Annotated in this window: 16 protein-coding genes, 1 pseudogene and 1 riboswitch; of the genes and pseudogenes, 12 read left to right on the forward strand and 5 right to left on the reverse strand. The window is 50.8% G+C overall.

The window, feature by feature from the left end:
- Positions 1-157 precede the first annotated feature (157 nt).
- A riboswitch (cyclic di-AMP (ydaO/yuaA leader) is annotated at positions 158-332 on the reverse strand.
- A 169-nt stretch (positions 333-501) separates the two neighbouring features.
- Together bchD and hppD are read left to right on the forward strand one after the other, a co-directional pair.
- The gene (gene bchD, locus P4D80_RS24485; RefSeq protein WP_421656659.1) at positions 502-2,559 is read left to right on the forward strand and encodes a magnesium chelatase ATPase subunit D; all 2,058 of its coding nucleotides are present in this window, start codon (positions 502-504) and stop codon (positions 2,557-2,559) included.
- Positions 2,560-3,623: 1,064 nt separating this feature from the next.
- Positions 3,624-4,709: a 4-hydroxyphenylpyruvate dioxygenase gene (gene hppD / locus P4D80_RS24490; RefSeq protein ID WP_421656660.1), complete on the forward strand. Its 1,086-nt coding sequence runs from the start codon at positions 3,624-3,626 to the stop codon at positions 4,707-4,709.
- Between the two features lie 849 nt (positions 4,710-5,558).
- Here the strand turns inward: hppD and P4D80_RS24495 are convergent.
- On the reverse strand, positions 5,559-6,590 hold the full coding sequence (locus tag P4D80_RS24495) for a DMT family transporter (protein ID WP_421656661.1): 1,032 nt from the start codon (positions 6,588-6,590) through the stop codon (positions 5,559-5,561).
- 537 nt (positions 6,591-7,127) lie between these two features.
- A pseudogene (locus tag P4D80_RS24500) lies at positions 7,128-7,497 on the reverse strand (transposase); the annotation flags it as partial.
- Positions 7,498-7,724: 227 nt separating this feature from the next.
- On the opposite strand from P4D80_RS24500, the gene P4D80_RS24505 reads away from it, so the two are divergent.
- From P4D80_RS24505 to P4D80_RS24540, 8 genes are all read left to right on the forward strand, one after another.
- Positions 7,725-8,435, forward strand: a complete 711-nt coding sequence (locus tag P4D80_RS24505) for an HD-GYP domain-containing protein (RefSeq protein WP_421656662.1) — start codon at positions 7,725-7,727, stop codon at positions 8,433-8,435.
- Between the two features lie 73 nt (positions 8,436-8,508).
- On the forward strand, positions 8,509-9,906 hold the full coding sequence (locus P4D80_RS24510) for a hypothetical protein (RefSeq protein ID WP_421656663.1): 1,398 nt from the start codon (positions 8,509-8,511) through the stop codon (positions 9,904-9,906).
- Positions 9,907-10,177: 271 nt separating this feature from the next.
- Complete coding sequence (locus tag P4D80_RS24515) at positions 10,178-11,350, forward strand: DUF1822 family protein (RefSeq protein WP_421656664.1); 1,173 nt, start codon at positions 10,178-10,180, stop codon at positions 11,348-11,350.
- Positions 11,351-11,497: 147 nt separating this feature from the next.
- A complete protein-coding gene (locus tag P4D80_RS24520) occupies positions 11,498-13,936 on the forward strand; it encodes a CHASE2 domain-containing protein (RefSeq protein WP_421656665.1) in 2,439 nt (812 codons plus the stop codon).
- Positions 13,929-14,654, forward strand: coding sequence for a hypothetical protein (locus tag P4D80_RS24525; protein WP_421656666.1), 726 nt, complete (start codon positions 13,929-13,931; stop codon positions 14,652-14,654). Before P4D80_RS24520 ends, P4D80_RS24525 begins: the two co-directional genes overlap by 8 nt.
- A 417-nt stretch (positions 14,655-15,071) precedes the next feature.
- Positions 15,072-15,581 carry a hypothetical protein gene (locus tag P4D80_RS24530; RefSeq protein ID WP_421656667.1) on the forward strand — a complete coding sequence of 170 codons (510 nt, stop codon included), beginning with the start codon at positions 15,072-15,074 and terminating at the stop codon, positions 15,579-15,581.
- Positions 15,582-15,813: 232 nt separating this feature from the next.
- Positions 15,814-18,252, forward strand: coding sequence for a CHAT domain-containing protein (locus P4D80_RS24535; protein ID WP_421656668.1), 2,439 nt, complete (start codon positions 15,814-15,816; stop codon positions 18,250-18,252).
- Between the two features lie 189 nt (positions 18,253-18,441).
- Entirely contained in the window at positions 18,442-20,991 is a 2,550-nt protein-coding gene (locus P4D80_RS24540) for a CHAT domain-containing protein (protein WP_421656669.1), read from the forward strand.
- 59 nt (positions 20,992-21,050) lie between these two features.
- Here the strand turns inward: P4D80_RS24540 and P4D80_RS24545 are convergent, their stop codons facing one another.
- Positions 21,051-21,362, reverse strand: a complete 312-nt coding sequence (locus P4D80_RS24545) for an SPOR domain-containing protein (RefSeq protein WP_421656670.1) — start codon at positions 21,360-21,362, stop codon at positions 21,051-21,053.
- Between P4D80_RS24545 and P4D80_RS24550 the strand changes: the two genes are divergently transcribed.
- A complete protein-coding gene (locus P4D80_RS24550; RefSeq protein ID WP_421656671.1) occupies positions 21,349-21,606 on the forward strand; it encodes a hypothetical protein in 258 nt (85 codons plus the stop codon). The two genes, P4D80_RS24545 and P4D80_RS24550, sit on opposite strands and share 14 nt — an antisense overlap.
- Positions 21,607-21,963, forward strand: coding sequence for a hypothetical protein (locus P4D80_RS24555; RefSeq protein ID WP_421656672.1), 357 nt, complete (start codon positions 21,607-21,609; stop codon positions 21,961-21,963).
- Here the strand turns inward: P4D80_RS24555 and P4D80_RS24560 are convergent.
- Both P4D80_RS24560 and P4D80_RS24565 read right to left on the reverse strand, forming a co-directional pair.
- Entirely contained in the window at positions 21,934-22,434 is a 501-nt protein-coding gene (locus tag P4D80_RS24560) for a hypothetical protein (RefSeq protein ID WP_421656673.1), read from the reverse strand. The two genes, P4D80_RS24555 and P4D80_RS24560, sit on opposite strands and share 30 nt — an antisense overlap.
- Positions 22,431-23,564, reverse strand: coding sequence for a DUF1565 domain-containing protein (locus tag P4D80_RS24565; RefSeq protein WP_421659600.1), 1,134 nt, complete (start codon positions 23,562-23,564; stop codon positions 22,431-22,433). The genes P4D80_RS24560 and P4D80_RS24565 overlap by 4 nt, the downstream gene beginning before the upstream one ends.
- Positions 23,565-23,623: the final 59 nt, after the last annotated feature.

Below are 23,623 nucleotides of genomic sequence, written 5' to 3' on the forward strand. Positions count from 1 at the left end.
TTTCCAACTGGTTTAAATCACTGCGGCAAAGACCGCAGCCAGATTCATTTAGAAAATCATTATTCAGTTCCTCAGTGTCGGTTGCAGGTCATTTGAGCAGTCCCCGGCAAGAGACACTGATGAGCCGAAGCATTACCAATGTGGAATGTTGACTCCTCAGTCCTCCCTCAATGCTGACGGAGTTAGCTGACGGGCTAGGGCTGAGAGATGCCCCCCCAGCAGTTTTAAATTCGAGATTTCAAAGCAATTGGAAACCGCGAATCCAAAATCAACTGAGTACGCCCCAAAGTTTGGGTCCTCCGCTTCATCTCTTACGCAAGCCTCACACGTTCTTAGCAAGAGACAAATTAAGCTGACTGGCTCAGGTTGTTTCCCAGAAATTTAACACATTGATAGGAGATTGCGGCAATCACTCCTGGGATAGGTTATTCTTCAGGCCGAATCTATGCTCGTACCCTTCCCCTGCTATGCTGGGATTTGGAGCAAGTTTAGACCGGACTCATGTCAGCAGTTGCCGCCCTCGTTACCCCCCTCGCCTTTCCTCTGACTGCCGTCATTGGGCAGGAGGCAATTAAGCTGGCTTTGCTCCTATCGGCAGTGGATCCGGGATTGGGTGGGGTGGTAATTGCTGGACGGCGGGGAACGGCAAAATCCGTAATGGCGCGAGCCCTTCACGCCCTTCTGCCGCCAATTGAAATTGTGCAAGGCTCTCTCAACTGCGATCCCAATTTGCCCGAAGAATGGGATGACGAGACGCTGCAACGATTTACCAATGCCGAAGGTGATATTGTGGCTGACGTGCCGACTGAGATTATTCCAGCACCGTTTGTGCAAATTCCCCTAGGGGTGACGGAAGATCGATTATTGGGCTCTGTGGATGTCAGCCAGTCAATCAAGAAGGGAGATACGGTTTTTCAGCCGGGCTTGCTGGCAGAAGCGCACCGGGGGGTTTTGTATGTGGATGAGATCAATCTGCTGGATGACCAGATTGCGAATCTACTGCTAACCGTTTTGACCGATGGCCGCAACCAGATTGAGCGGGAAGGCATTAGCTTTCAACATCCCTGTAAGCCACTGCTGATTGCAACCTACAACCCGGAAGAAGGGGATTTGCGAAATCATTTGCTGGACCGAATTGCGATCGCCCTCTCCGCCGACCGGGTACTGGGGATTGATGAACGCGTTCAGGCCGTTGAGCAAGTTACCCGCTATGCCGACTCGCCCAAAGAATTTCTGGCCCAGTACAGCGAAGACATCGATACCCTCAAAACCCAGATCCTGTTGGCGCGGGAATGGCTCAAGGATGTGCAAATTCAGCCAGAGCAGATCGAATATCTAGTCACCGAAGCGGTGCGAGGTAGTGTGCAGGGGCATCGAGCAGAGCTGTTTGCCATCCGGGTAGCCAAAGCCCATGCTGCTTTAGAAGGACGCACCGAAGTTAATGCAGAGGATTTACGGCGGGCGGTGGAACTGGTCATCATCCCCCGTTCCATCATCATTCCACCCCCACCAGAACAGGAGCCACCCCCGCCTCCGCCCCCACCCGAACCACCAGAGGATCAATCTGAACAGGAGCAGGACGACCAAGAAGACAAGCAAGATGAGGAAGACCAGTCCCAGGAACCACCTGCCATTCCAGAGGAATTTGTTTTTGATGCAGAAGGGGTTCTGCTTGACCCCGAAGTCCTTTACTTTGCTCAAATGGCGACCCGTCAGGGCAAGTCAGGCAGTCGCACACTGATCTTTTCGGAAGACCGGGGGCGCTACATCAAACCCATGCTGCCCAGGGGAAAAGTTCGTCGGATTGCCGTCGATGCAACCCTGCGGGCAGCAGCCCCCTACCAAAAGGCTCGTCGAGAGCGGGCAGGGAGCAGTAACGGCTTCCCTACTCCCACTCGCAAACGAGTCTTCGTCGAAGAAGGCGATATTCGGACGAAACGACTGGCACGGAAAGCCGGAGCATTAGTCGTCTTTGTTGTGGATGCATCCGGTTCGATGGCGCTTAACCGGATGCAGTCAGCCAAGGGAGCAGTTTTGCGGCTGTTGACCGAAGCCTACCAGAATCGCGATCAGGTTTCGCTGATTCCATTTCGGGGAGAACAGGCGGAGGTATTATTGCCGCCAACCCGCTCGATTGAAGCGGCAAAACGACGATTGGATCGGCTTCCCTGCGGCGGCGGCTCTCCCCTGGCCCATGGGCTGACTCAAGCGGTGCGGGTTGGCATGAACGCCAAACAATCGGGGGATATTGGTCAGGTGGTGATTGTGGCCATTACCGATGGGCGCGGCAATGTTCCCCTGGCGCGATCGCTGGGTGAACCCATTCCCGAAGGGGAAAAGCCAGACATTAAAGCTGAACTGCTGGATATTGCCGCTAAAATTCGTGCCCTCAATATTCAGTTGCTGGTGATCGATACGGAGAATAAATTTATTTCCACCGGGTTTGCCAGGGAACTGGCACAGAAAGCAGGTGGAAAATACTACCACCTACCCAAAGCAACGGACCAGGCGATCGCCGGGTTGGCACAGAGCGCAATTTCGGACATGAAGTCACGCTAATGGGGCAGGGTGATTGGTTTAGCGGCGATAGTTTTGATCCTTCTGGCAAGGATAAATTGCAAATAGGCCACGAATGTTGCAAATAGGCCACGAATGAAAACAGGCTAAGTAGCCAGGCGCGATTAAATTAAGGATAATTTCGGGGGTGAACCCCCTTTACCAATTAATGATGACTACCTACTGATAGCGTTCATAAGCTATTTGTGAACGAGGGGATTGGAACCCCTGCACTCCGTTCAAATTTCAAGAAGGATCGCTATAGTTATACCGATTTGTTATACCGATTTAAGTGATGAACCTTGCACATTACCCCACCATCTCCTATCTCCCCCTTGCCAAGGCGAGGCCAGAAGGGGTCGGATTTGCACTGTTTTCAAATCAAACTGGTGTTAGCTATTGTAGAAGCAAATAATAAAGCTTTTTCAAAAGAAAAACCTACGAAGTTCTCCGAAAGACTACAGATGAATGACGAGTAGAAGCGACTGATCGTGTTGCTCAAGGCTAAAAGATTAGCGTAAATTCTCTCAGGACAGCCAGTTTTTATTCGGGGAGTTTATTAGAAAAACATAATTTGACTGCTGAATATTAAGAGTCTGGCAGAGTAAAGGGATCCCTCGTGTCATTTGTGTAATTTTTTATGATATCACCGTAATAATACTGGGATTCAACCAAATTGCCGTCTCCAGGGACTCCGGGTCACCCTTTTTGAATTCCATCTTAACTACTTACTGGTACAGCAAAATGAAAGTTTTGTTGGGGGTGCAGGGGTTCCACCCTGGTTTGGGGGCGAAGCCCCCAAACCCCATATTGCAAACAAAAAATTAGTGTTTGCAACACTAGCTTTTTTGCAAGTTGGCGCTGTCTGCTCCTGGTTTACCGAAGCTAAATCTTAATAATGTACTTCTTCTATATGAAGACTACGTAGATACACTGGCAGATCTTCGAAAACTGAGAATACATTAAGAACTCATTATCACCTGAGTGCTTTTCAAAAAATTATTCTGGATAGATTATTTCCTAAACTATTCCCTTCATTATTCAGCACTTCTGCTAGGAGAACTCAAATGAACGAATTCTGCCCAATTGAAGGATTGGATCATCTTGAATTTTATGTTGGTAATGCTAAACAAGCCGCTTCGTTTTATTCTAAATGTTTTGGATTTACAAATACTGCTTATCGTGGATTGGAAACCGGTGAACGTAAAACTACTTCCTATGTTTTGGAACAGGGAGATGTTCGTTTTGTCATTAGTTCGGCCATGAGTGCAGACCATCTGATCTCTCAAAGCGTTTTGAAACATGGAGACACGATCGCGATCGTCGCTCTGGAAGTTCCGGATGCAGTCAACGCTTACAAACAGGCAGTTGAACGAGGTGCACTTGGAGCCATTCCACCCACTGAACATGAAGATGAACATGGCGTATTAAAGTACTCTGCAATTCGCGCTTTTGGAGATGTAGTGATTAAATTCGTGGATCGCACCCACTATCCCAATAACTTTGCACCTGGTTTTGTCGCTCGTTGTTCAGCAACTACTTCTTCAATTGGTATCAGAAGCGTTGATCACGTGGTTGGCAATGTAGAACTGGGCACTATGAACCGTTGGGTTGAGTTTTTCGTCAAGACGATGGGGTTTGATGTGCGAATGCACTTTGATGAACATGCCATCTCTACAGAATATTCTGCATTGATGTCAAAGGTTTTGCAGAATGGTAACAAAACCATTTTCAATATTAATGAGCCAGCGAAAGGTCGGCGCAAATCTCAAATTGATGAATATCTGGAATTTCATAACGGGCCAGGGATTCAGCACATTGGGCTAACAACGGATGACATTGCCCATACCGTGACGCAGCTCCGACAGGCTGGGGTAGAGTTTCTTCCCATTCCCAAAACCTACTACGAAGGGTTGGAAGATTGGGTTAGAGAGATTGATGTCCCAGTTGAGAAGTTGGCAGAGTTAGGAATTCTGGTCGATCGCGATCAGGATGGTTATCTGTTGCAGCTTTTCACCAAACCCATTGGCGATCGTCCCACCCTCTTTTTTGAAATCATCGAACGTCATGGTTCACGCGGGTTTGGAGCCGGAAATTTCAAATCTCTCTTCATTGCCCTGGAGCGAGAACAGGCATTGCGGGGAAATCTGTAAGGCTGCGTAACTCATATCACCATCTCTGAAAAGCTGTGACAGATTGATCAGACCCTGATTCAACTCCTGAGCGAGCGGATCTCTATCCTCGCCGCCTCTGGAACTTCTACGATGCAGGAGCAATTATCCAGTTATCGATCACTACTCCTCCAGACAGGCGTTCCAGAGTGTATAGCGTTAGTCATTATGGTTAGGACGGGGTGCAGGGGTGGAACCCCTGGCTGGGGGCGAAGCCCCCACTCCCTCTCTAGTTCCAATGTCCTAATGCACCCGAATAGAGTTATAGCAGTCCTAAATGATTCATGAAAATGAACCGTATATAAAAGCTTTGGGGGTAATGCCCTTTCGTAAAGGGTAGATAAAATAGAGAATCACTGCGAATGTTCATCTCATATATCAAGTATCCCTTCGTTCCTTCGATGTTCCAACTGCGGCTCAGACGACATCATGAAAAATAGAACCACGCGACATGAAAAATGGAATCACCCGACGGGGTAAACAAAACTACAAATGCCGCGATTAGGAAAATGCCGCGATTATGAGCTTCAATTTGTCGAGAACCCCCAATGGCAACGGCGCAAACCGGACAGCATCGCAATGATTGACCGCTTACTATTTGGAGAAGATTCCGTTGGCCGGAATTGCCCGAGGGCTGAAATTGCCAGCATCGTGGTTGCAGCAGTACGTGAATCAGAGCTAAAGCTTAGTGCCACTAAACAAGATCAATTAAACAGATCTCGCAATCTTTTGAGTCAGTTGAAAATAAAACTACGTTGAAGATAGTTCTCAGCCTGACCGCAAAACGCAGCGGCAGTAGATGGACGTGAATACTGCACGATCACTTGCTTTTCAAATTCCCTTAAAACCGATAGCACGAATGATTTCTCGTTCTGTGGAAGTAGACTGCACACGGCTTTCTGCAGCAGTAACAGGCATCTTCTGTTGAATCCCAATGTGGCTCAGGAAAATACCCATCAAAATTACGCTACCGCCAATATATTGGGCGTGAGTAGGAGTTTCACCGAGAAGAAGGTAGGCAGCTGCAATACCTGCGATGGGCGTAAACGATGCAGCTAACGAAGCCATTGAAATGGTTGAGGCGCGTAAACCAGTTACCCAAAATGTTTGCCCCATAACAACAATCACGGTTCCATACAACAGCATCCACTTCCAGAGGAAAGGGGAAAACGCCTCCATAAAGTGGTCTTTGCCGAAGAGCAACAATGCGGTGAAAAAGAAAATTACGGTTCCCAAAGCTGTGCGAAAGATGCTGAAAATCCCCAGAGGCACACGACCAAGGTAGCGTTTACCAAGGATAGTTGCCACGGCAAGGGCAACCGCTCCTGCGGCAGTTAAAAGCTCTCCAACACCAATCATGAATCCACCCATGTTCAGCATTCGTGCAGTAGAAGGTTGGAAGAGGATGGTAAGAGCTACACCGATGAACGATGCGATCGCCCCCGCCACCTCCCATCGGTTGACCCATTCACCCAACAACCAGACCGATAGCGCCAACGTTAAAGGAGGCTCTAACCTGCCCACCAACACCACTCCATTCACGTTGGTTGTGGCAAGAGCCTGAAAAATGAGGCTGGGAGCCAATGCCCCAGAAAAAAGTGCCACGGCAACTAACCCCAACCACTCTTTACGAGATAGCTGCTTCAGGTTACTCCAACTCCATTGTTGCCAGAATAGTGTGATGAAAACGATGAGAGCGCACAGATTGCCTACAAACAACACATTGCAAAGGGAAATAGGGTTGTGCCCGTCAACAGAATTCTGTGCGCCCAATTCCGTCAGCTTGCGCGTGACTGAGCTTGCAGCACCAAAGATGAGCACTGCTAGCCAGAGATAAAGCTGTTTTGGGATGCGGTAAAACAAGGGCTTTCAAATCTAAAACTCTAAAACGTTTTCGACATGGTAATGTTCTAAACTTGTATGGGATTCTGTAGGGACCTTCTATGGATTGTCTCTACAAATAAAAACAACAGATGTGAAACACGACTTCCAGCATCTCTAAGATTAATCAATAACTAAGTCACTGGACAAAATTAAATTGAAGATAGATTCGCGGGTGGAGGGGGTTCCACCCCTGTACCTCATCCTAACCATAATGACTATCGCTATACCACTGAGTCGAATGCCCCACTCGCGACAGTAGGTCCGATTGGGCCAAGAGCGATAGATTTGGTCAGCATGAACGGACTTGGGATAGTGTCCAAAGCGTTGCTGAAACCGCTCAATCTGAGCGGGCAGGTCAAATGTCCGCAGGCGCACAACTTGCATCGATGATTAATCGTCCTTGATTGGGAGGAGGATCTGCATCGTCATCCTCCTCCTGCTCATGCTCATCCGCATCAATCTAAGCTTGAGCTTGGCACGACTCATCAGTGTCTAGGACGATGGCTTCATTGATTCGCTCCACCAACTCTAACGTCAACCGTTTGCGACAATGCACTAGCATCGCACTGTCAAACGGCGCCCTATCACGGTATTCCGACAAGCCTAGAAAGTACTGTAAGTACGGATTTTCGCGAATCTGTTCGACCGTTTCTGCATCACTGGTACCGAGACGTTCTTTGATGATCAACGCTCCCAAGGCCATCCGAAATGATTTGGCGGGGGCACCCATGCTCTCACTTAGTTGCCCTGCATACTCCGTTTCAAATGGCTCCCACGGCATCTGCGCCGCTAGCTTGACCCAGCGGTCTTCCCCAGACAGTTTGCCACCAAACGGCAGGTAGAAGTTCTCAAATGCAAGGTGTCCGGGGGGAGAACGACGCGACATCGGAGAGGGGGATGCAAGGTTTTCAGCGGTTTACAGTGCTTTTACCGGCATTTTATCAAGGGTTGATCCTGTTGGACTCCAATTCTCATAAACCTTCTAGGCTTCCTCAGCAAGCCCTACTTAATCAATTTGGTCAAGAACAATTGCATAACCTCCCTCGTGCAAGAGGTAGGTAGAGGTGACGGCAAAATCGATAACGCCAAGCCCACCTTTGATCAAGTCTCACTATGCTGATTAACCGCATTACTCCCCCTTCTTCCACCACCTTTCTGCAAGCCGATCTAGATGAAGCTGCAAAAGCCCTTTCTGCCATCACGCGAACCATCGCGAACCTCGATCCGGAGACTCGTGAACACTGCCAACGGTTAGCTATTCGAAGCAAAAGCTTTGGCGAATATCTCAACCTTTCCGAGTTGGATATTCACACCCTGATGTGGGGCGGCTATCTGCACGATGTTGGCAAAGTTGGGGTTCCATTTGACGTCTTGTTTAAGCGGGGACAACTCAGTTCCGAAGAGTGGGAAGTGATGAAGCAGCATGTTTTGCTTGGAGAGCAGATTTGCCATTCCTTGTTTCCAATGGAGCGGGTGCTTCTACTTATCCGGCACCACCACGAGCACTGGGATGGTTCAGGTTATCCCGATAGACTGGTCGGTGAGCAGATTCCCTTCCTGGCACGGGTGATTCAAATTCTGGACATTTATGATGCATTGACCCACGATCGCTGCTATAAGCCCACCTACACCCACTCGCGGGCACTAGAAATCATTGCTGAAGAAACGGCAAAAGGCTGGTATCAACCAGAACTTGTACAGGAATTTTTCATTTTTATTGCGATTGAGAGAGGAGACTATGGATTGGAAACCCTGTTTCAGCGTGAATCCTTGATGGAGGGAATGAATGGTGAGCGGTGTCAGGTGTCAGGTGATCGGTGGTAGGGGGGCAGCGGTACCTATCCTTTGTCCTAACCTGGGGGCATGCTATATCTTCACTCCATAGCAAGTAAATGTCATGGGTATTGCATCACGCTACTGGACACTCGCCAAAATTAACAGTGCCGGGCAACTTCGAAGGGAGGAAATTGCCCCAGCGAAGGCATTTTTTCGGCAGCAATTTGCAGAATCGCTCGATGGGGATGTCGCCGATACCTTTATTCAGCGCCAGTTGATGCAAATGATGAGATTACTAAAAAGCGATTCTACAAACCCTACCACCGCAGAAAGTCCCTCTGACCCACCGCATCCGGCTGAACTGTGTCTACGTTGTTTTATTTCCCATCAAATTCAGCAGGTTTGTGTCCAGTTAGAAGCCCGCTTTGGTCGGCAGCATGGCTTTACCCGCCACGATTTGTTTCCTTTTGTGTTAGATGACGATGGAAAATTAGGGCAGCGCTCGTTTGCGATCGCCATTTTGCAAAGTTTTGACCCTGAACGCAGTAGCCTCTCAACCTGGACCACTCGACTGGTCAAGCATCACCGGGAACTGAATGCCTTTCTGCTGGAGTGTGGTGTTTACCTTCTAAGTGACTGGGCAATTTTGAACGATACCACAACCCGCAAATTGGAACGGGTATTTGCGGAAGTTTACCCACGCACCCCCTTAGAAGTGAAGCAGGCGATCGCACTACTGGAAAGTTATCACACCGTTTACCGTCTGGAACGGTTGAAGCAGCGGCAGGCTGGCAACGGCGGCAGGCAATGCCCACCTCCAACTCTGTCTCAACTGGAAGCCATCAGCCAATTGCTTAAGCAAAAGGCTAACCTGACTCTTTCCCCCGACTCGGTTCTCACACGGCTGCAAACGATGGCCGACCGACTGCGCCAGCACCGAATTGCAACCCGCCGCGGAACGCCTGAAAAAAGCACCCCTGAAATTCCCGAACCCCTTTATTCTTGTGGCTCCACGGATGGTGAAGATGACCCCGATCAATTTTTGCAGCGTTACCGCCACCATTTTACCGATTGTTTGAATCGGGCTTTAGAACAGGTGGTGGGCGATCGCCTGAAATCCATCAAACCTCCCAAAAACAAACACTTCATCACCGCCCTACAATTATTCCACTGCCGTAAAATGTCTATGACCGAAATTGCCACCCACATCGGGCTCAAAGCCCAGTTTGAAGTGAGCCGTCTGCTTAAACTCAAAGAATTTCGGGCCGATGTTCGCCATTGGATGCTGAACGACCTGCGCGATCGGGTTACAGCCTTGGCCAAAGATTTCCTCGACCCCAACCAATTACAAACCCGCAATGCCCAAATCGAAGCAGCCCTAAACCAACAAATTGAAGAGGTGATTGGTTCCGATGAGAAACAGGCAAAAACCCCAAAGAATTACATTTCCGACAGTTTCTTTGCTCGCAAACTGTGTGAGTATCTCGATGAGAAGATCGTTGGGGATATTAGTTCTTAGAGAGAGGGGTGGAGGGGTGATGGGGTGATGGGGTAGAGGAGAAATTAAAACGACCGAGGCTGTTCTGAAAACAGAGCTCTGACTCCTCGAAACCCTGATTCCCTCGACCCCCTTTCCAGGATTGCCACAAAAAATTGACAAACCCTCTGAGTTCTGAATTACTCCCATCCCTGCGCCCTAACTCCCAGCCCCAATCCCTGTCTCCTGTCTTCTTTCCTTTTTCCTCTTAACCCTTTCCCCCGTCCTTTTTTCCAAACCTATGAGTGACCCTATGCTGAACTCTCTTGACTTCCTCACTGAGATGGAGCTATTGCCGGAAGAGGCGATCGCCCTAGAACCCAACCACCTGATGCAGGCCGCGAATTTGAGTAGCCAGGTGAACCCGGAACGGCAGTGGCAGGTTTATTTGAATGCCCTAGCCTTATTTAGCTTTGAGCAGTGGCTAAAACGGCGCTCCGGAGTTTTCAGCCTGAATTACCAAAATTGCTCACTGATGCATTCCTCCTATGCTGAGGCGATTCCAGCCGTTTGCAATGTGGAGGTTAATCAGTTCAAGTTGTGTCTGCTGGCAGTCGGCGATTGGGATGAGACTGTGACGATTCCTGCTGCGGCAATTGATTTGCCTGAGTTTGTAGCGCATTTTTATGTGGTGCTGGAAGTCCATGAAGAGCAGCAGCAGGTGATAATCCAGGGAGTTCTGCGGTATGACCAACTGATGCGCTACCAGCAGGCCCAACCTATTCAGGCGGACGCAGAACAGAATTATGTCATTCCATACACTTGGTTTGAAGCAGACCCTGATTCACTCTTGCTATACCTGCGGTGTCTGGAACCTGCCGCTATTTCGTTGCCAACCGTCGCCAGTAATCAGCTTCCTGATTTGACGCACTGGCTCCAATTCATTACCCAACCCGCTGTAAACGCAAGTCTGTGGCTGCGTGAGCAGTGGGATGAAGTAGCACAGGAATTTGCCTGGATACTACTACCCCCTCCAGCGGCGGCTTCTGCATTGAGATCGCCCATTACAGACTCATTCCAGCGATCGCCAGGAGAGGAATTCGAAGCGATTGTGCAACAACTGGAACGCAATGGGCTACGCCTTCCTACCCAGGCACGAGGTGCTTACCGGGACTGGATCATGGCAAACATTCCCCTGCGACTGTATGCCGTTGTGGGGGACCTTCCCCCTGTAGAAGGAATACCAGAATGGTCTCTGCTCCTCGTCCTGGGTGCTCAACCAGGGGCCAATTTACCTCAAGGCATCAGCCTGGAAGTCAGTGACCCGACGGGTGTTTTAGTCCAACGAACCCTCGACACTCAGACTAATGCCGACTACCTATTTACCCAGGTTGCAGGCACCTGGGACGAAAAATTCCTCGTCAGGATCACCCTTCCTGATGGAGAACGACTGACCCTGCCACCGTTTACGTTCCAGCCGAATTAGTTGTTAGAGAGGGGGGAAGGTGGATGAGTGGGAGGGTAAATGAGTTCCAAATTTTGAGTTTTGAGTTCTAAGTTTTCTCCCATCCCCCTCTTTCCTCTTTCCTCCTGCCTCCTGCCTCTTTCCTCTTTCCTCCTTCTTCTTCCCCCAATGCCTCCTCTCTTCTCTCACTACCGACTCAAAGTTAGACGCATTGAGCAAACCTGCGTCTTCGAGCTGTCCTGGGGAAAGGGGCAGGAATTGACAACTGAGTTGACGTATCCAGAAACGCTCACCACTTTTTATCAGACATGGCAGCAAGCTTACCTGAACTTTTACAAGTCCGCTTTGCGGGCCAGAGTTGACCACAGTGGAGCGCTGGCTTCACCTCCGATTGACTGGCGAACTCAACTGGTGCAGGCAGAAGCCAAATTGCTGTCTGAATTCCATTACTGGCTTAGTAGCGCAGAACTGTTGGAAATTCGCGCTGAGATTGCTAAAGCGGCTTCTGGCAAGACCGATAGTGATGCCGCACCAGTGGATGTATTTTTAACCTGTGAACCGCTGGAACTGGCGCGGTTTCCCTGGGAAGCGTGGGAAATTGGGACAGAGTTTGCCGCGACACGAGCCATTCGCATTGCCCGCACCCCAGCCAAGATTCGGGCGGAGGCTATGCGACGGAAGCGACAGGGGCGAGTCAGAATTCTGGCGATCTTGGGCGATGATACAGGATTAAATTTTCAGGCAGACCGGGAAGCAGTGAAAGCGCTGGCTCAGAGTGCTGAGGTGGAGTTTGTGGGCTGGCAGCCGGGAGAGGATGTGGCTGAGCTGAAGACGCGCATCTGTCGGGCGATCGCTGATGAGCAGGGCTGGGATGTCCTGTTCTTTGCCGGGCACAGCAATGAAACGGCACTCACAGGTGGTGAGCTGGTCATTGCCCCCAATGAGTCAATTCTGGTGCGGGAAATTGCCCCCCAACTTACCGTGGCGAAGGAGCGGGGACTGCAATTTGCCATCTTTAACTCCTGCAATGGGTTGAGCATTGCCAATACGCTGATTGATCTGGGGCTGAGTCAGGTTACCGTCATGCGAGAACCAATTCATAACCGGGTTGCGCAAGAATTTCTGGTGCGGTTTTTGCAGCATTTGGCGGAATTCAAAGATGTCCACGATGCCATGCTGGCGGCCTGCCAATCGCTAAAGCTGGAACGCAACCTGACCTATCCCTCGGCCTATCTAATTCCCTCCCTGTTCCGTCACCCTGATTCCGTTCTCTTTCGCATGGAACCTTCCGGCTGGCGACAACAGCTGAGACGCTGGTTACCCTTGCGGCATGAGGCGATCGCGCTTTCCACCCTGCTGTTGCTCAGTCTGCTTCCGATTCAATCCTTTTTTCTAGAGCCACGCCTCTGGGTACAGGCACTTTATCGGGATATAACGCGTCAGATTCCCAAAACAGAACCTCCGGTTGTGCTGGTTCAAATTGATAAAGATTCGCTCCAGCGTGGCAGCATTCGTGCCAATAAGATCAATCCAATGGACCGGAGTTATCTGGCTCATCTTTTGAATCGAGTTCTGATGTTGAATCCTAAAGTAGTTGGTGTGGATTATTTGCTCGACCAGCCAACCGATGACGATCAACGATTGGCAAAATCCGTACAGCGTGCAGTTCAGCAAAATGCATGGCTGGTGTTCGCTGCTGTTGAGAGTGGAACAGGCAGCGAAATTGGAGTCACCCCTCACGTTGCAAGTTTTGAATCGGTTCAACAGGGTTATATTGACTACTTCAAAGGTTACGTTGAACTCATTGCAGCCAATGAAGACTGCTCCATTACCTGTCCCTTTGCTTATGTATTGTCGCTAGCTTCTGCCTTGAATCAGGCATTTCCTGACTCCAGAACGCTTCCTGCTCCAGCCCAAAGTAAGCGCGATTTTCGAACTCAGGTACTGGCCTATGCTCAACAGAACCAGAAACAAGACTCCAGAATTGAATTTCTATGGAAACGGCAACATCTTTTACCCGTTACTGGTTGGACGGATTGGTTAAGTTTAGCGCACTGGTTGAGACCGATTGTTGACTTTTCCATTCCACCCGATCGCGTCTATCGTTCTATTCCTGCCTGGCAAGTTCTGAGTCCATCTTTTCCTGATTCAGATATTGCCAAATCGTTCTCATCGTCCGCGATCGCTCAGCCAATCATTTTGCTGGCACCGGGCGGGTATGACCAGGCCGGAACAATAACGCCAGGAGATGATAACTATGCAACGCCACCAATGGCATTTAGCTACTGGAACCGACAACCTCAAATCTTTACGGGTGCCCAATCCCATGTCTACGCCCTCCATAATTTACTGAATCAGCGGTTAGTCGTGCCCATACCCGATCTGTGGATGATTGGAGTGGCTGCCCTGTTGGGAAAGGGGTTCTCACTGCTGATTGTTCGCAGGAAACGGTGGTGGTTTGTTGCGGGGATAGTTGCAACGGCTACCTATGGTTTGGTGGGACTACAAATTTATATCTCGTTTGCATTGTTGATACCGTGGCTTTTACCTTCAGCTGCATTTTGGATTTATACTCTACCTGCTTTAGGGAGGAAATCTTATGACTAAGTTTGAACCATCCTTAATTGTGCGATCGCCTTTAAGTCGGTTACTTGGAGTACTTCTGCTAGCAACCTGCGGGATGGTTCTTCCCTCAGGAAACCATGCGAATTCTGCACTTGCAACATTCTTTAAGGGAGTAGAAGTTGCACAGGCAGTTCCAGCTAGAGCAGAGTCATGGGATGAGGTTTGGACTCTATTGCGGCAAAGAAAGATTAGAGGCGGATCTCGCGGCGGTGAGGTTTGCCCATTAGCTCCTGCAGGGGGATATGAGGTGTCTCAGGTTTGGAGCGATCGCCCCCTTTTCCTCTGGCAAGGTTCCCTTGCACGCATTGAGGTAACGGATAAAAATGGAAAACCTTTGTGGAAACAGCCCATCTCTAAAGAGACCGCAAGCATCATTTATGGTGGCAAATCATTTCAACCAGGCCAGAACTATCTTTGGAAGCTATTCACAAGCCGATTTCAATCAACGCCAAAGTATATTCTTCCATTTCAAATGATGGAGTCTCAAAGCCGCGATCGCATTACCGCTGACTTAAGAGCATTGGAAACTCAACTCAAAACCAAAGGCGCAACAACAGAAGAAATTGCCCTCCAACGGGTGAACTATTTCGTGAACCAGAATCTCTTATCCGATGCCCTACGGGAAATGTATTCCGTCAAAGATCCCTCCAATGCCCTCAAAGAAATCATTCAACAGGCTCCATCAGAATTGTGTCGGTGATGGGGAGTTGTTAGTTGTTAGTTATAGCTATAGCCACCAGGCTTAGGACGGGATGCAGGGGTGGAACCCCTGGCTAGGGGCGCAGCCTCCACACTCCTTAAAACCCATGTTCTAAGCAACCTGGCGACAACTATGAGTGAGGTGTGAGGTGTGAGGGTGAGGAGGTGATGGAGTGATAGGGTAATGGGGTGATAGGGGGTCGTTTCAGGGTTTGTCAATTTTTGTGGCAATCCTGGAAAGAAGGGAGTCGAGGGAATCAGGGTTTCGAGGCGTCAGAGCCCCATTTCCAGAACAGCCTCGGTCGTTTCAGTTTCTCTACCCCATCACTCCCCCCCTCCCCCCCTCTGCATAACCTCCCCTCGCTCTGGAGATACATCGATACAGATAAGTCCCAGTTGCCCCTTTTGGAGGTCAGGTATGATTTCTACCCTCGATGCTTCTCCGTCCACTCTGATTGATGCAGCCAGCTTCACTCAACTCACGCTTCCCCCCTCCCTTCTAAGCAACGAACCGTTTTTGTCTCTGGCACCAGACTGTAGTGGAGGGCTGATTTTGCAAAAATCCTTTTATGCTGATTTTGTCAGCCCCGGTGCAGTGGTTGGGGGTGATTTTGATGCCAACTGCACAGCGATTTATGCGATCGGCAAGATTCAATTTCAGGTTCTTGAAACCCACGCAGAACGGCAAGAAGCATTACAGCAGCGCATGGATTGTATTGAAAAGCTCTATCAGGTAGCCAGTGTGTCGTCTTCTCTCCACAGGGCATCCCTGATGTTGAATCAGTTATGTGATTGGGTTGGAATTCATGAAGCCAGCGAGATCCCAGCAGAGTGGGTTGCCAGACTGGCAGGCGTGCAGCCCAAAACGGTACATTTAGCCTGGGAGAAATATTGGCAGGATTGCCAGTTGTTTGTAGAGCGCTCATGATATCAAGAGGCAGGAGACAGGAGACAGGAGAGGGAGTGGGGGAGTGATGGGGTGATGGCGTGGGGGCGCAGCCCCTATCCCCCTTTGTTCACAAACTATTTGTGAACGTTATATGGATGAAATAGTCATGTTTCCTCAACACATGCTTTACCAATTAGGGCTTGTCTCTCTGACGGCCTCTTCAAGCGGAGGGGGGTTGCTTCGGCCAGCGGCCCTTTTTCCTCCGGTAGTTATGGTTCAGGTTCAAAATGCCAGTTCAGCCGAAGCAGAGCGATTGTTTCAGCAGGGACTCCAGCAGGCGGGGGCAAGGCAATTTGAAGCGGCGATCGCCTCCTGGCAACAAACTCTGGCGATCGCCCGCAAAATGAACAATCGCCAGCTTGAAGGAAGAACATTGATTAATTTAGGCAGTGCCCATGCCTATCTGGGGCGGTACCAGCAGGCGTTGCAGTTTTATCAACAAACACTGAACATTGCTGAGAAAATTGGCGATCGCCCAACTCAAGTTCAGGCACTGGTTGGTCTGGGCAACATCTACTTCAGTAGAGGACAATATCAGGCGGCCCTTGAATTTCATCAAAAGGCAAAGGAACTTGCCCAGGCAATTAATGACCCTGAGAATTTGATCAATGCCCTGAGTGGATTGGGCAGTATTTATAATTCGCTGGGATTATCTCAGAAGGCAATTCCGTTTTATGAGCAGGCATTAGCAGTGGCCCGCAAGAGTAATGATCAGCAGGGAATTGCCATTGCGTTGGGTAATTTAGGCATCGCCCATGCGTCCCTGAAGCAGTATACAAAGGCAATGGACTACGATCATCAGGCACTGCGATTATCGCAGACAATTAAAGATCCGGTGGGAGTTGTAGCCTCTTTGCAGGGGTTGGGAAGCATTACCCTGGCCCAAAGGAATTTTCCTGATGCTATCCGGTTCTATGAGCAGGCACTCAACCTGGCAAGGCAAATCAATGACCTGAATGGAGTCCAGATTGCCCTGGTCAATTTAAGCAATGCCTATCATGCTCAGGGGCAAATTCCCAAATCCACTCAGTCTGCTCAGCAGGCAATTGAACTGGCTCGCCAGTTGGGCGATCGCGAAGGAGAAGCCTCCGCTCTCAACAATCTGGGAGTCATCCTGCATCAGGCTGGCAAACCAGCGGAAGCCGAAACCCGTTTTTTTGCGGCCATCCAGATCCGGGAGTCCCAGCGGATTGGATTAAGTGATCTGCATAAGGTGTCATTCATTGATACCCAGCAACGGGCTTACAGGAATTTGCAACGATCGCTGGTGGCTCAAAACAAAATTGAAATGGCTCTGGAAATTTCTGAACGGGGGCGTGCCAGAGCATTTGTGGAACTGCTGCTGAGACGTCAACTGAGTGGAGCGAGTAGCGATCGCATTCCCATCCTCACAATTCAGAAAATTAAACAAATTGCCAGAGAACATCGTGCAACTCTGGTGGAGTATTCCATCATTCAAAATGAATACGACCATCAGCTTTATATCTGGGTTGTGAAACCCACCGGAGAGATTGCGTTTCGTTCGGTTAATCTCAAAACTCAACCGCTACCGTTGAATCAGCTTGTTACCCTGAGTCGGGAATCGATTGGAGTGACTGGTCGCGGAGGTGGGTTGGGAGTGCAACCCATTGACGACGCTGAGTCCTCTAACCAATTGCAACAACTTTACCAGCTTCTAATTCAGCCCATTGCAGATCAGTTACCCACCGATCCTGATGCGCTGGTTGTCTTCGTTCCTCACAGTTCCCTGTTTCTGGTTCCTTTTCCAGCCCTTGAAGATGTATCAGGTAAACCATTAATTGAGCGACATACAATCCTGACATCCCCCTCCATCCAGGTTTTGCAATTAACCCGTCAGAAACGGCAGGCATTGCCCCATTCATCCACCCATCCACCCATCCACCCTCCCACTCCTTCACCCCTGTCGCCTGTTGCCCATCGCCTGTCGCCTGCATTGATTGTCGGAAATCCAACCATGCCTAAAGTCCGCACCCAGGTCGGAGAAGGATTGGAACAATTGCTGAGCCTGCCAGGAGCGAGGCAGGAAGCCGAAGAGATTGCAAATCTGCTGAATACAACCTTTTTAACAGGGAACCAGGCAACAAAAGCAACGGTGGTAAAGCAAATGCCGCGATCGCGCCTCATCCACCTGGCGACCCATGGATTGTTGGATGACTTTAAGGGGTTGGGTGTACCAGGAGCGATCGCCCTCGCCCCTGCTGGACAGGACAACGGCTTGCTGACAGCCGATGAAATTTTAAGTCTTCAACTAAATGCCGATTTAGTGGTTCTCAGTGCCTGCGATACCGGACGCGGTAGAATTACGGGTGATGGGGTGATTGGACTGTCGCGATCGCTCATCTCTGCTGGTGTACCCAGTGTCATCGTTTCCCTGTGGGCTATTCCCGATGCTCCTACCGCCTTTTTTAATGAAGCAATTTTATCTCCAGCTTCAGCAAAACCTGAACAAAGCTCAGGCACTCCGTCAGGCGATGCTGATTACAAAGAAGCAATATCCCCGCCCCTCTCAATGGGCAGCGTTTATGCTGGTTGGAGAAGCAGAATAGAGCAGGTAATAAGCAATCCTATCTGGATTATGGGCGTTGCTGAAAAGCAGTATGAATCGAAACGAAGTTTCGAGCATAAGTAGGTAGTCATCATTAATTGGTAAAGGGGGGAGTGGGGGCTGCGCCCCAGGCAGGGGGTTTCACCCCCTCCACCCCCCCCGAAATTATCCTTAATCTAATTGCGCCTGGCTACTTAACCTTGCAGCAACTTGGTTTTAGACACACAGATAAACTGGGTACACTGCCCCAACCGAAAGCTTAAGGGCTAACAAATGCTTTACCGAGCAGGACTCATTTTTCTGGCAATCTGTTCAAGCGGGGATTGGTTGCTGCTGTTACCTGCCTCTTCTGCTCCGGCGATCGCCGCTCAAGCTCAGACTGTCGCGGAAAAACCTCTAACGGACTCCATCCAACCAGCCCCCAAAACTGCTGCCAATCAACTCTTGCAACAGGGGATAGAGCAATACCAGACCGGACAGTTGGAAACAGCGGTGAAATCCTGGCAGCAGGCACTCGTTCTGTTTCGCCAGGCTCAAGATCAGGCAGGGGAGGGAATGGTACTGGCAAACCTGGGAGCTGTATATATCCGGTTAGAGCGCTATCGAGAAGCTATTCCACTTCTGGAAAGCTATCTTCCGATCGCCCAATCACTTAATGACAAACAAGGTGAGGCGCAGGCTCTGGGAAATTTGGGGATTGCCTACGAAGCTTTGGGTAACTACGGTTCGGCGATCGCAACTCAGAAGCAGGCAGGTAAACTGATGCTGGCCCTGGGCGATCGCCGCAGTTTGGGGCAGGTGCTTTTGAACCTGGGAAACACCTTTGAAGCGGTTGGTGACTACGACAATGCTAAGGCAGCTTATCAGCAAAGCCTGAAGATTGCCCGTAAAATGGGCGATCGTATTGGAGAGGGAATCGCTCTGGGAAATTTGGGAGCTGTTTATGCCAACCTAGGTCAGACAAAGGAAGCGATTGCCGCCCATGAACAAAGCCTGAAGCTTGCCCGCGCCATTCCCAATCCTTCCAGTGAGGCAAGCGCCCTGATTAATCTAGGTTCCACTTACCATTCCCTGGGAAACCAGACCCAGGCGCTCAGCTACTACCAGCAGGCACTCAAAGTGGCGCAAATGGCCCAGGATCATCGGCGCGAAGGGGAAGCCCTGGGTGGCCTGGGGTTGATTTACGAAGATCAGAAACAGTATCCCCAGGCCATTGATTTTTTTCAGAAAAGTCTGGCGATCGCTCGTACCACAGGCAGCCCTGAAGCCCAGGCGATCGCACTTAACAACCTAGGGCATGCGCTGTTTAGTGCAGGCAGACTGGCCGAGGCAGAAAGTTCGGTTGAGGCAGCCATCCAGCTTCTGGATACCCTGGGGCGCGGCCTGAACGACACCTATCAAGTTTCTATCTTCGATACTCGAATTCATACAGACAATCTGCTACAGCAAATTCGAGTTGCTGCCAACAAACCCGAAGCGGCTCTAGAAGCGGCTGAACGGGGAAGGGCATGGGCATTTGTACGGCTACTGCTAAGACGCTCTCAAAAGGACAATCCAGACATTGAAGTCAAACCGTTTACCATCGCCCAGATCAAACAAATCGCCCGACAGCAAAATGCCACCCTGGTTGAGTATGCGATCGTCCCCGACGATGATTTCAAATTTCGCGGCAAGCAGCGTGGCAGAGAGTCAGAACTGTTTATTTGGGTGGTTCAACCCAATGGCAGGGTTGATTTTCGCCGGGTAGACCTCAAACCCCTGTGGCAGAAAAATGCAACCCTGACCGAAGTGGTTCAGGTCGCCCGTTGTCTGGTTCCGGGCGAAGACTGCGGCCCCGTTGCCCAGGCGATTCGGGGTATTGGCATTGTCGCTCCAGAGAGTTCTCAAACGGACAATGCCCCTGCCCCACCTGAAAAACCCCGCATCCGTAAACAAGCCGGGCTGCGAAAGCTGCACGATCTTCTCATTGCCCCGATCGCCGATCTGCTGCCCCAGGATGCCAACGCCCGCATCATCTTTATCCCCCAGGAAACCCTGTTTCTGGTGCCCTTTGCCGCCCTGCAAAACCCCAACGGCAACTACCTGATTGAAAATCACACCATCCTCACTGCCCCTTCCATTCAGGTACTGGAACTAACCAGAAAGGGGAGGGAAGAGAGGAGTGGGAAAATGCCCCCAGCCTCAGCGCTCATCGTCGGTAATCCCACCATGCCCTCCGTAACTCTGGAAGCAGGAAAACCTCCTCAACCGCTCGCCCCGCTGCCCGGTGCAGAACAGGAGGCTCTCAAAATTGCCGAATTGTTACAGACAAAAGCCCTGATTGGAAACCAGGCCACCAAAGCTGCCGTGAACCAGCAATTACCTGACGCCCGCGTAATTCATCTGGCAACCCACGGATTGCTGGAATACGGCAACCAGAACAGTTACGTCTCATTGCAGGGATTGGGCGTGCCCGGTGCGATCGCCCTGGCTCCTTCTCCCGAAGATAACGGTCTGTTAACCGCAGACGAAATCCTGAACTTCCATCTAAACGCAGAGCTGGTTGTTCTCAGCGCCTGCAATACTGGCCAGGGAAGGATTACGGGCGACGGTGTAATTGGCCTGTCCCGCGCCTTCATTTCTGCCGGAGTGCCCAGCGTAGTCGTTTCCCTGTGGGCCGTTCCCGATGCTCCCACCGCCCAATTGATGACTGCTTTTTACCAGAATTTGCAAAAGAATCCTGATAAAGCGATCGCCCTCCGACAGGCCATGCTGGACACCATGCGAACCTACCCCAGACCACTCGATTGGGCAGCCTTTACATTGATTGGAGAAGCAAAGTGATCCCAACTCAAACCTCATCCACTCATCTACCCATCCACCTATTTCCCCATCACATCCCCTCACTCTATTACCTCCACTGTCGCCCTCAACCCCTGAGTGATGAGCGTTTGCACGAGCTGGTCAGCTTTGGCACGATCACTAAAGGCTCCCACCTGAAACACCCTCCGCCCTTTGAAAAAAGTTGGAAAAGCATCAGGAACGACAGCCTGAATCTGCTCCCGCTGACTGTCATCGGCTTCCACCACGACGCGATAGCGAATTCCTAATAATCCTGCCAGATTAGGAGGCACGGGTGGAACAGAACCATCTTCCTGATTGGTCTGGCTAAAAATTTTGATGCCCGATCGGCTACCTGCATTGCCAATCGGCACATTCGGGCCAGGAACGGGCAGCAAGTTCGTTTTCACTTCTGAAGTCGTCTGGAGTGGAGCCGAAGCCCTGGCAACCGGCGAATCAACTGGACGTGACGCTGGCGTTGGGACGGAAATTCCAACCGGGGTGGTCGGAGCAGTTCCCCTGAGCGACGGGGCTACTGCAATGGGAGATGGGCTTCTGTTTGGCGAAACGGGTGGAGCAGCACCCGGCTCAGGAGAAGTAGCCAGTGGAGGAGGCTGATTGGTTGGTTGCGAAGCTCGCAGAGGGCTGCCAAAGGGAGGTAAGGGTTTTGTGAAAGTCAGTGAACGAGGGGAAGATGGGGGAGCGGAGGAAGCAGAGGGGCGGAGAGGCGGGGAAGGGGAAGAGTTTTTCAGGGAGACGGGTGAGGGGAAGGAGGGGGGGGAGCCAGAAGTGGAAGGTAACGGGGCAGAGGGAATTTGGGAAGACGTTGCCCTACCGATTCGCGCTGCCACAGGTTGGGTCGCTCGTACCGGAGATAGGGATGGATTCGGCTGTGCGGAGATGGGTCTGTCAGAGGCTGGAGGAGCGGGCTTGCTGGGTTGCCTCTCAGCCGACTTGGGTTCTGCGACAACGTGAGGCACCGGAAAGTTGTTTGCGGAAGTACCGGGATTCCCCCGCAGCCTGTGAATTTCCGATTTCGGGAGGTGCAATTCCAGTTTCGGGAGTTGCAACCCGCACAATTTGCATCGGGCGGCGAGGCTGAGAATTCTCTCCTTTGCCAGAAAGGGCAGCGGGGATTGGGAAAGGAGGGGCGGATTCAGTAACGGGAGTCGTGGCGATTGCCTGGGAGGGTGGTTGCTGGCTTCCTGGCATCGGAAATGCTTCAGCCGATGTGGGGTTGGAGGGAGGGGCAGTAACGGGTGGGGGGGCGATCGCAGCCCCCTGATTCCCTATGTTTGAACTGGTTTCGGAGAGTTTTTCTCCAAATGGGATGGGGGCGATCGCCGTTGGAGCTGATGCCACGGGTGGTTTAGGAAAGTCCATTGGGGTAGAAGTGGCTGGCCGCACGGCAACAGTTGGGATGGCAGCCGCTGCTACCGGATTCACAGGTAAGGAGCCTGCCGCAGGAGATTCGACGACTGGGGTACCATCCCCCCCCCTGCCACAGGGATCACAGCCAATTCTTCCCCGCTGGCATTGATTAATCCTGCTGTTTTGATCAACTCATTACCAAAAGCAAGAACTGGCTGGCTGGTTGTGGCATTGATATCAAATTGACCATTATTCCGAATGAAATTACCACCAGGCTCTCCTTTCTTGCCCAAATCCGGCTGGGCCTGGGCGATCACCACCACGCCATCCCGTTTATTGCTCTCAATCGAATTATTGCGCAAAATCGGACGGGCCTTTGATTGCACAACCACTCCATCCTTGTTTTGGGTGATGCGGTTGCCAATAATCAGGGGCATCGCATTTCCATTCACATTAATGGCAAATCCGTTTTGCTCAAAAATATTTTCCCGCAGTTCCGGTCGTGAAGTTCCATAAATAGTGATGCCACTCGCCCCATTTTGAAAAAAGAAATTGTTCCGAATCAGGGGAGCACTATTGCCAACTACGGAAATACCATCGTGCCCACTCATGAGAAAAGTATTATCAGTCACCGTGGGGCTGGTAGACTCAATCCAGAGCCCATAGCCCTGAGCATAGGGATTAATGATGGTGACGCCAGCCAGGGAAGACTGGTTTGCCGCCACAACCGTGACACTTTGACGGGCAGAGGTTGGACTCAGGAAAAAACCACTCCCCTTAATTACAACCTCCAGCCCTCGATTTCGCGGATCCCCCTGAATGGCGACACCCGGTTTCAATTGCAGCGGAAAGCGCTCCCCGGTTTCTTCGCTGTAAGTGCCCGGCATCAACTGAATAACCGTACCAGACCGGGCCACCTGCAACGCTCTCGTAATCGTCTTAAACGGGGCGAGATCGCTCCCATTGGCGGTGTCATCATTACCACCAACTGGATTGACAAGTAGCACGCTGGCATTTTGGGTTGCCCATGGCGACGTGGGGGGCGAAGCCTGGGCCGCACAGGGCTCCATCGGTAGCCCTAGGGAGACTACGGTTAACAAACTGAGCGCGATCGCCCCAGGAGCCCAGACTGACACACGCTCTTTAATTGATTGCTTCGATGATCGCGATAGACTTACCCCATTGAGGCGGTTGGGTGAAGGCACGAAACTCAAGACTCTATCTCCTTACACGGCTTTTATTCAACAGAGCCAGCGCCCAAAAG

This window comes from Leptothermofonsia sp. ETS-13 (assembly GCF_049200465.1).
GTDB lineage: Bacteria > Cyanobacteriota > Cyanobacteriia > Leptolyngbyales > Leptolyngbyaceae > Leptothermofonsia.

Coding starts and splice junctions, on each gene's coding strand:
- P4D80_RS24505 (WP_421656662.1), top strand. CDS start 7,725: ATGCTGATTAACCGCATTACTCCCCCTTCTTCCACCACCTTTCTGCAA.
- hppD (WP_421656660.1), top strand. CDS start 3,624: ATGAACGAATTCTGCCCAATTGAAGGATTGGATCATCTTGAATTTTAT.
- P4D80_RS24530 (WP_421656667.1), top strand. CDS start 15,072: ATGATTTCTACCCTCGATGCTTCTCCGTCCACTCTGATTGATGCAGCC.
- bchD (WP_421656659.1), top strand. CDS start 502: ATGTCAGCAGTTGCCGCCCTCGTTACCCCCCTCGCCTTTCCTCTGACT.
- P4D80_RS24515 (WP_421656664.1), top strand. CDS start 10,178: ATGCTGAACTCTCTTGACTTCCTCACTGAGATGGAGCTATTGCCGGAA.
- P4D80_RS24540 (WP_421656669.1), top strand. CDS start 18,442: ATGCTTTACCGAGCAGGACTCATTTTTCTGGCAATCTGTTCAAGCGGG.
- P4D80_RS24520 (WP_421656665.1), top strand. CDS start 11,498: ATGCCTCCTCTCTTCTCTCACTACCGACTCAAAGTTAGACGCATTGAG.
- P4D80_RS24510 (WP_421656663.1), top strand. CDS start 8,509: ATGGGTATTGCATCACGCTACTGGACACTCGCCAAAATTAACAGTGCC.
- P4D80_RS24535 (WP_421656668.1), top strand. CDS start 15,814: ATGGTTCAGGTTCAAAATGCCAGTTCAGCCGAAGCAGAGCGATTGTTT.
- P4D80_RS24525 (WP_421656666.1), top strand. CDS start 13,929: ATGACTAAGTTTGAACCATCCTTAATTGTGCGATCGCCTTTAAGTCGG.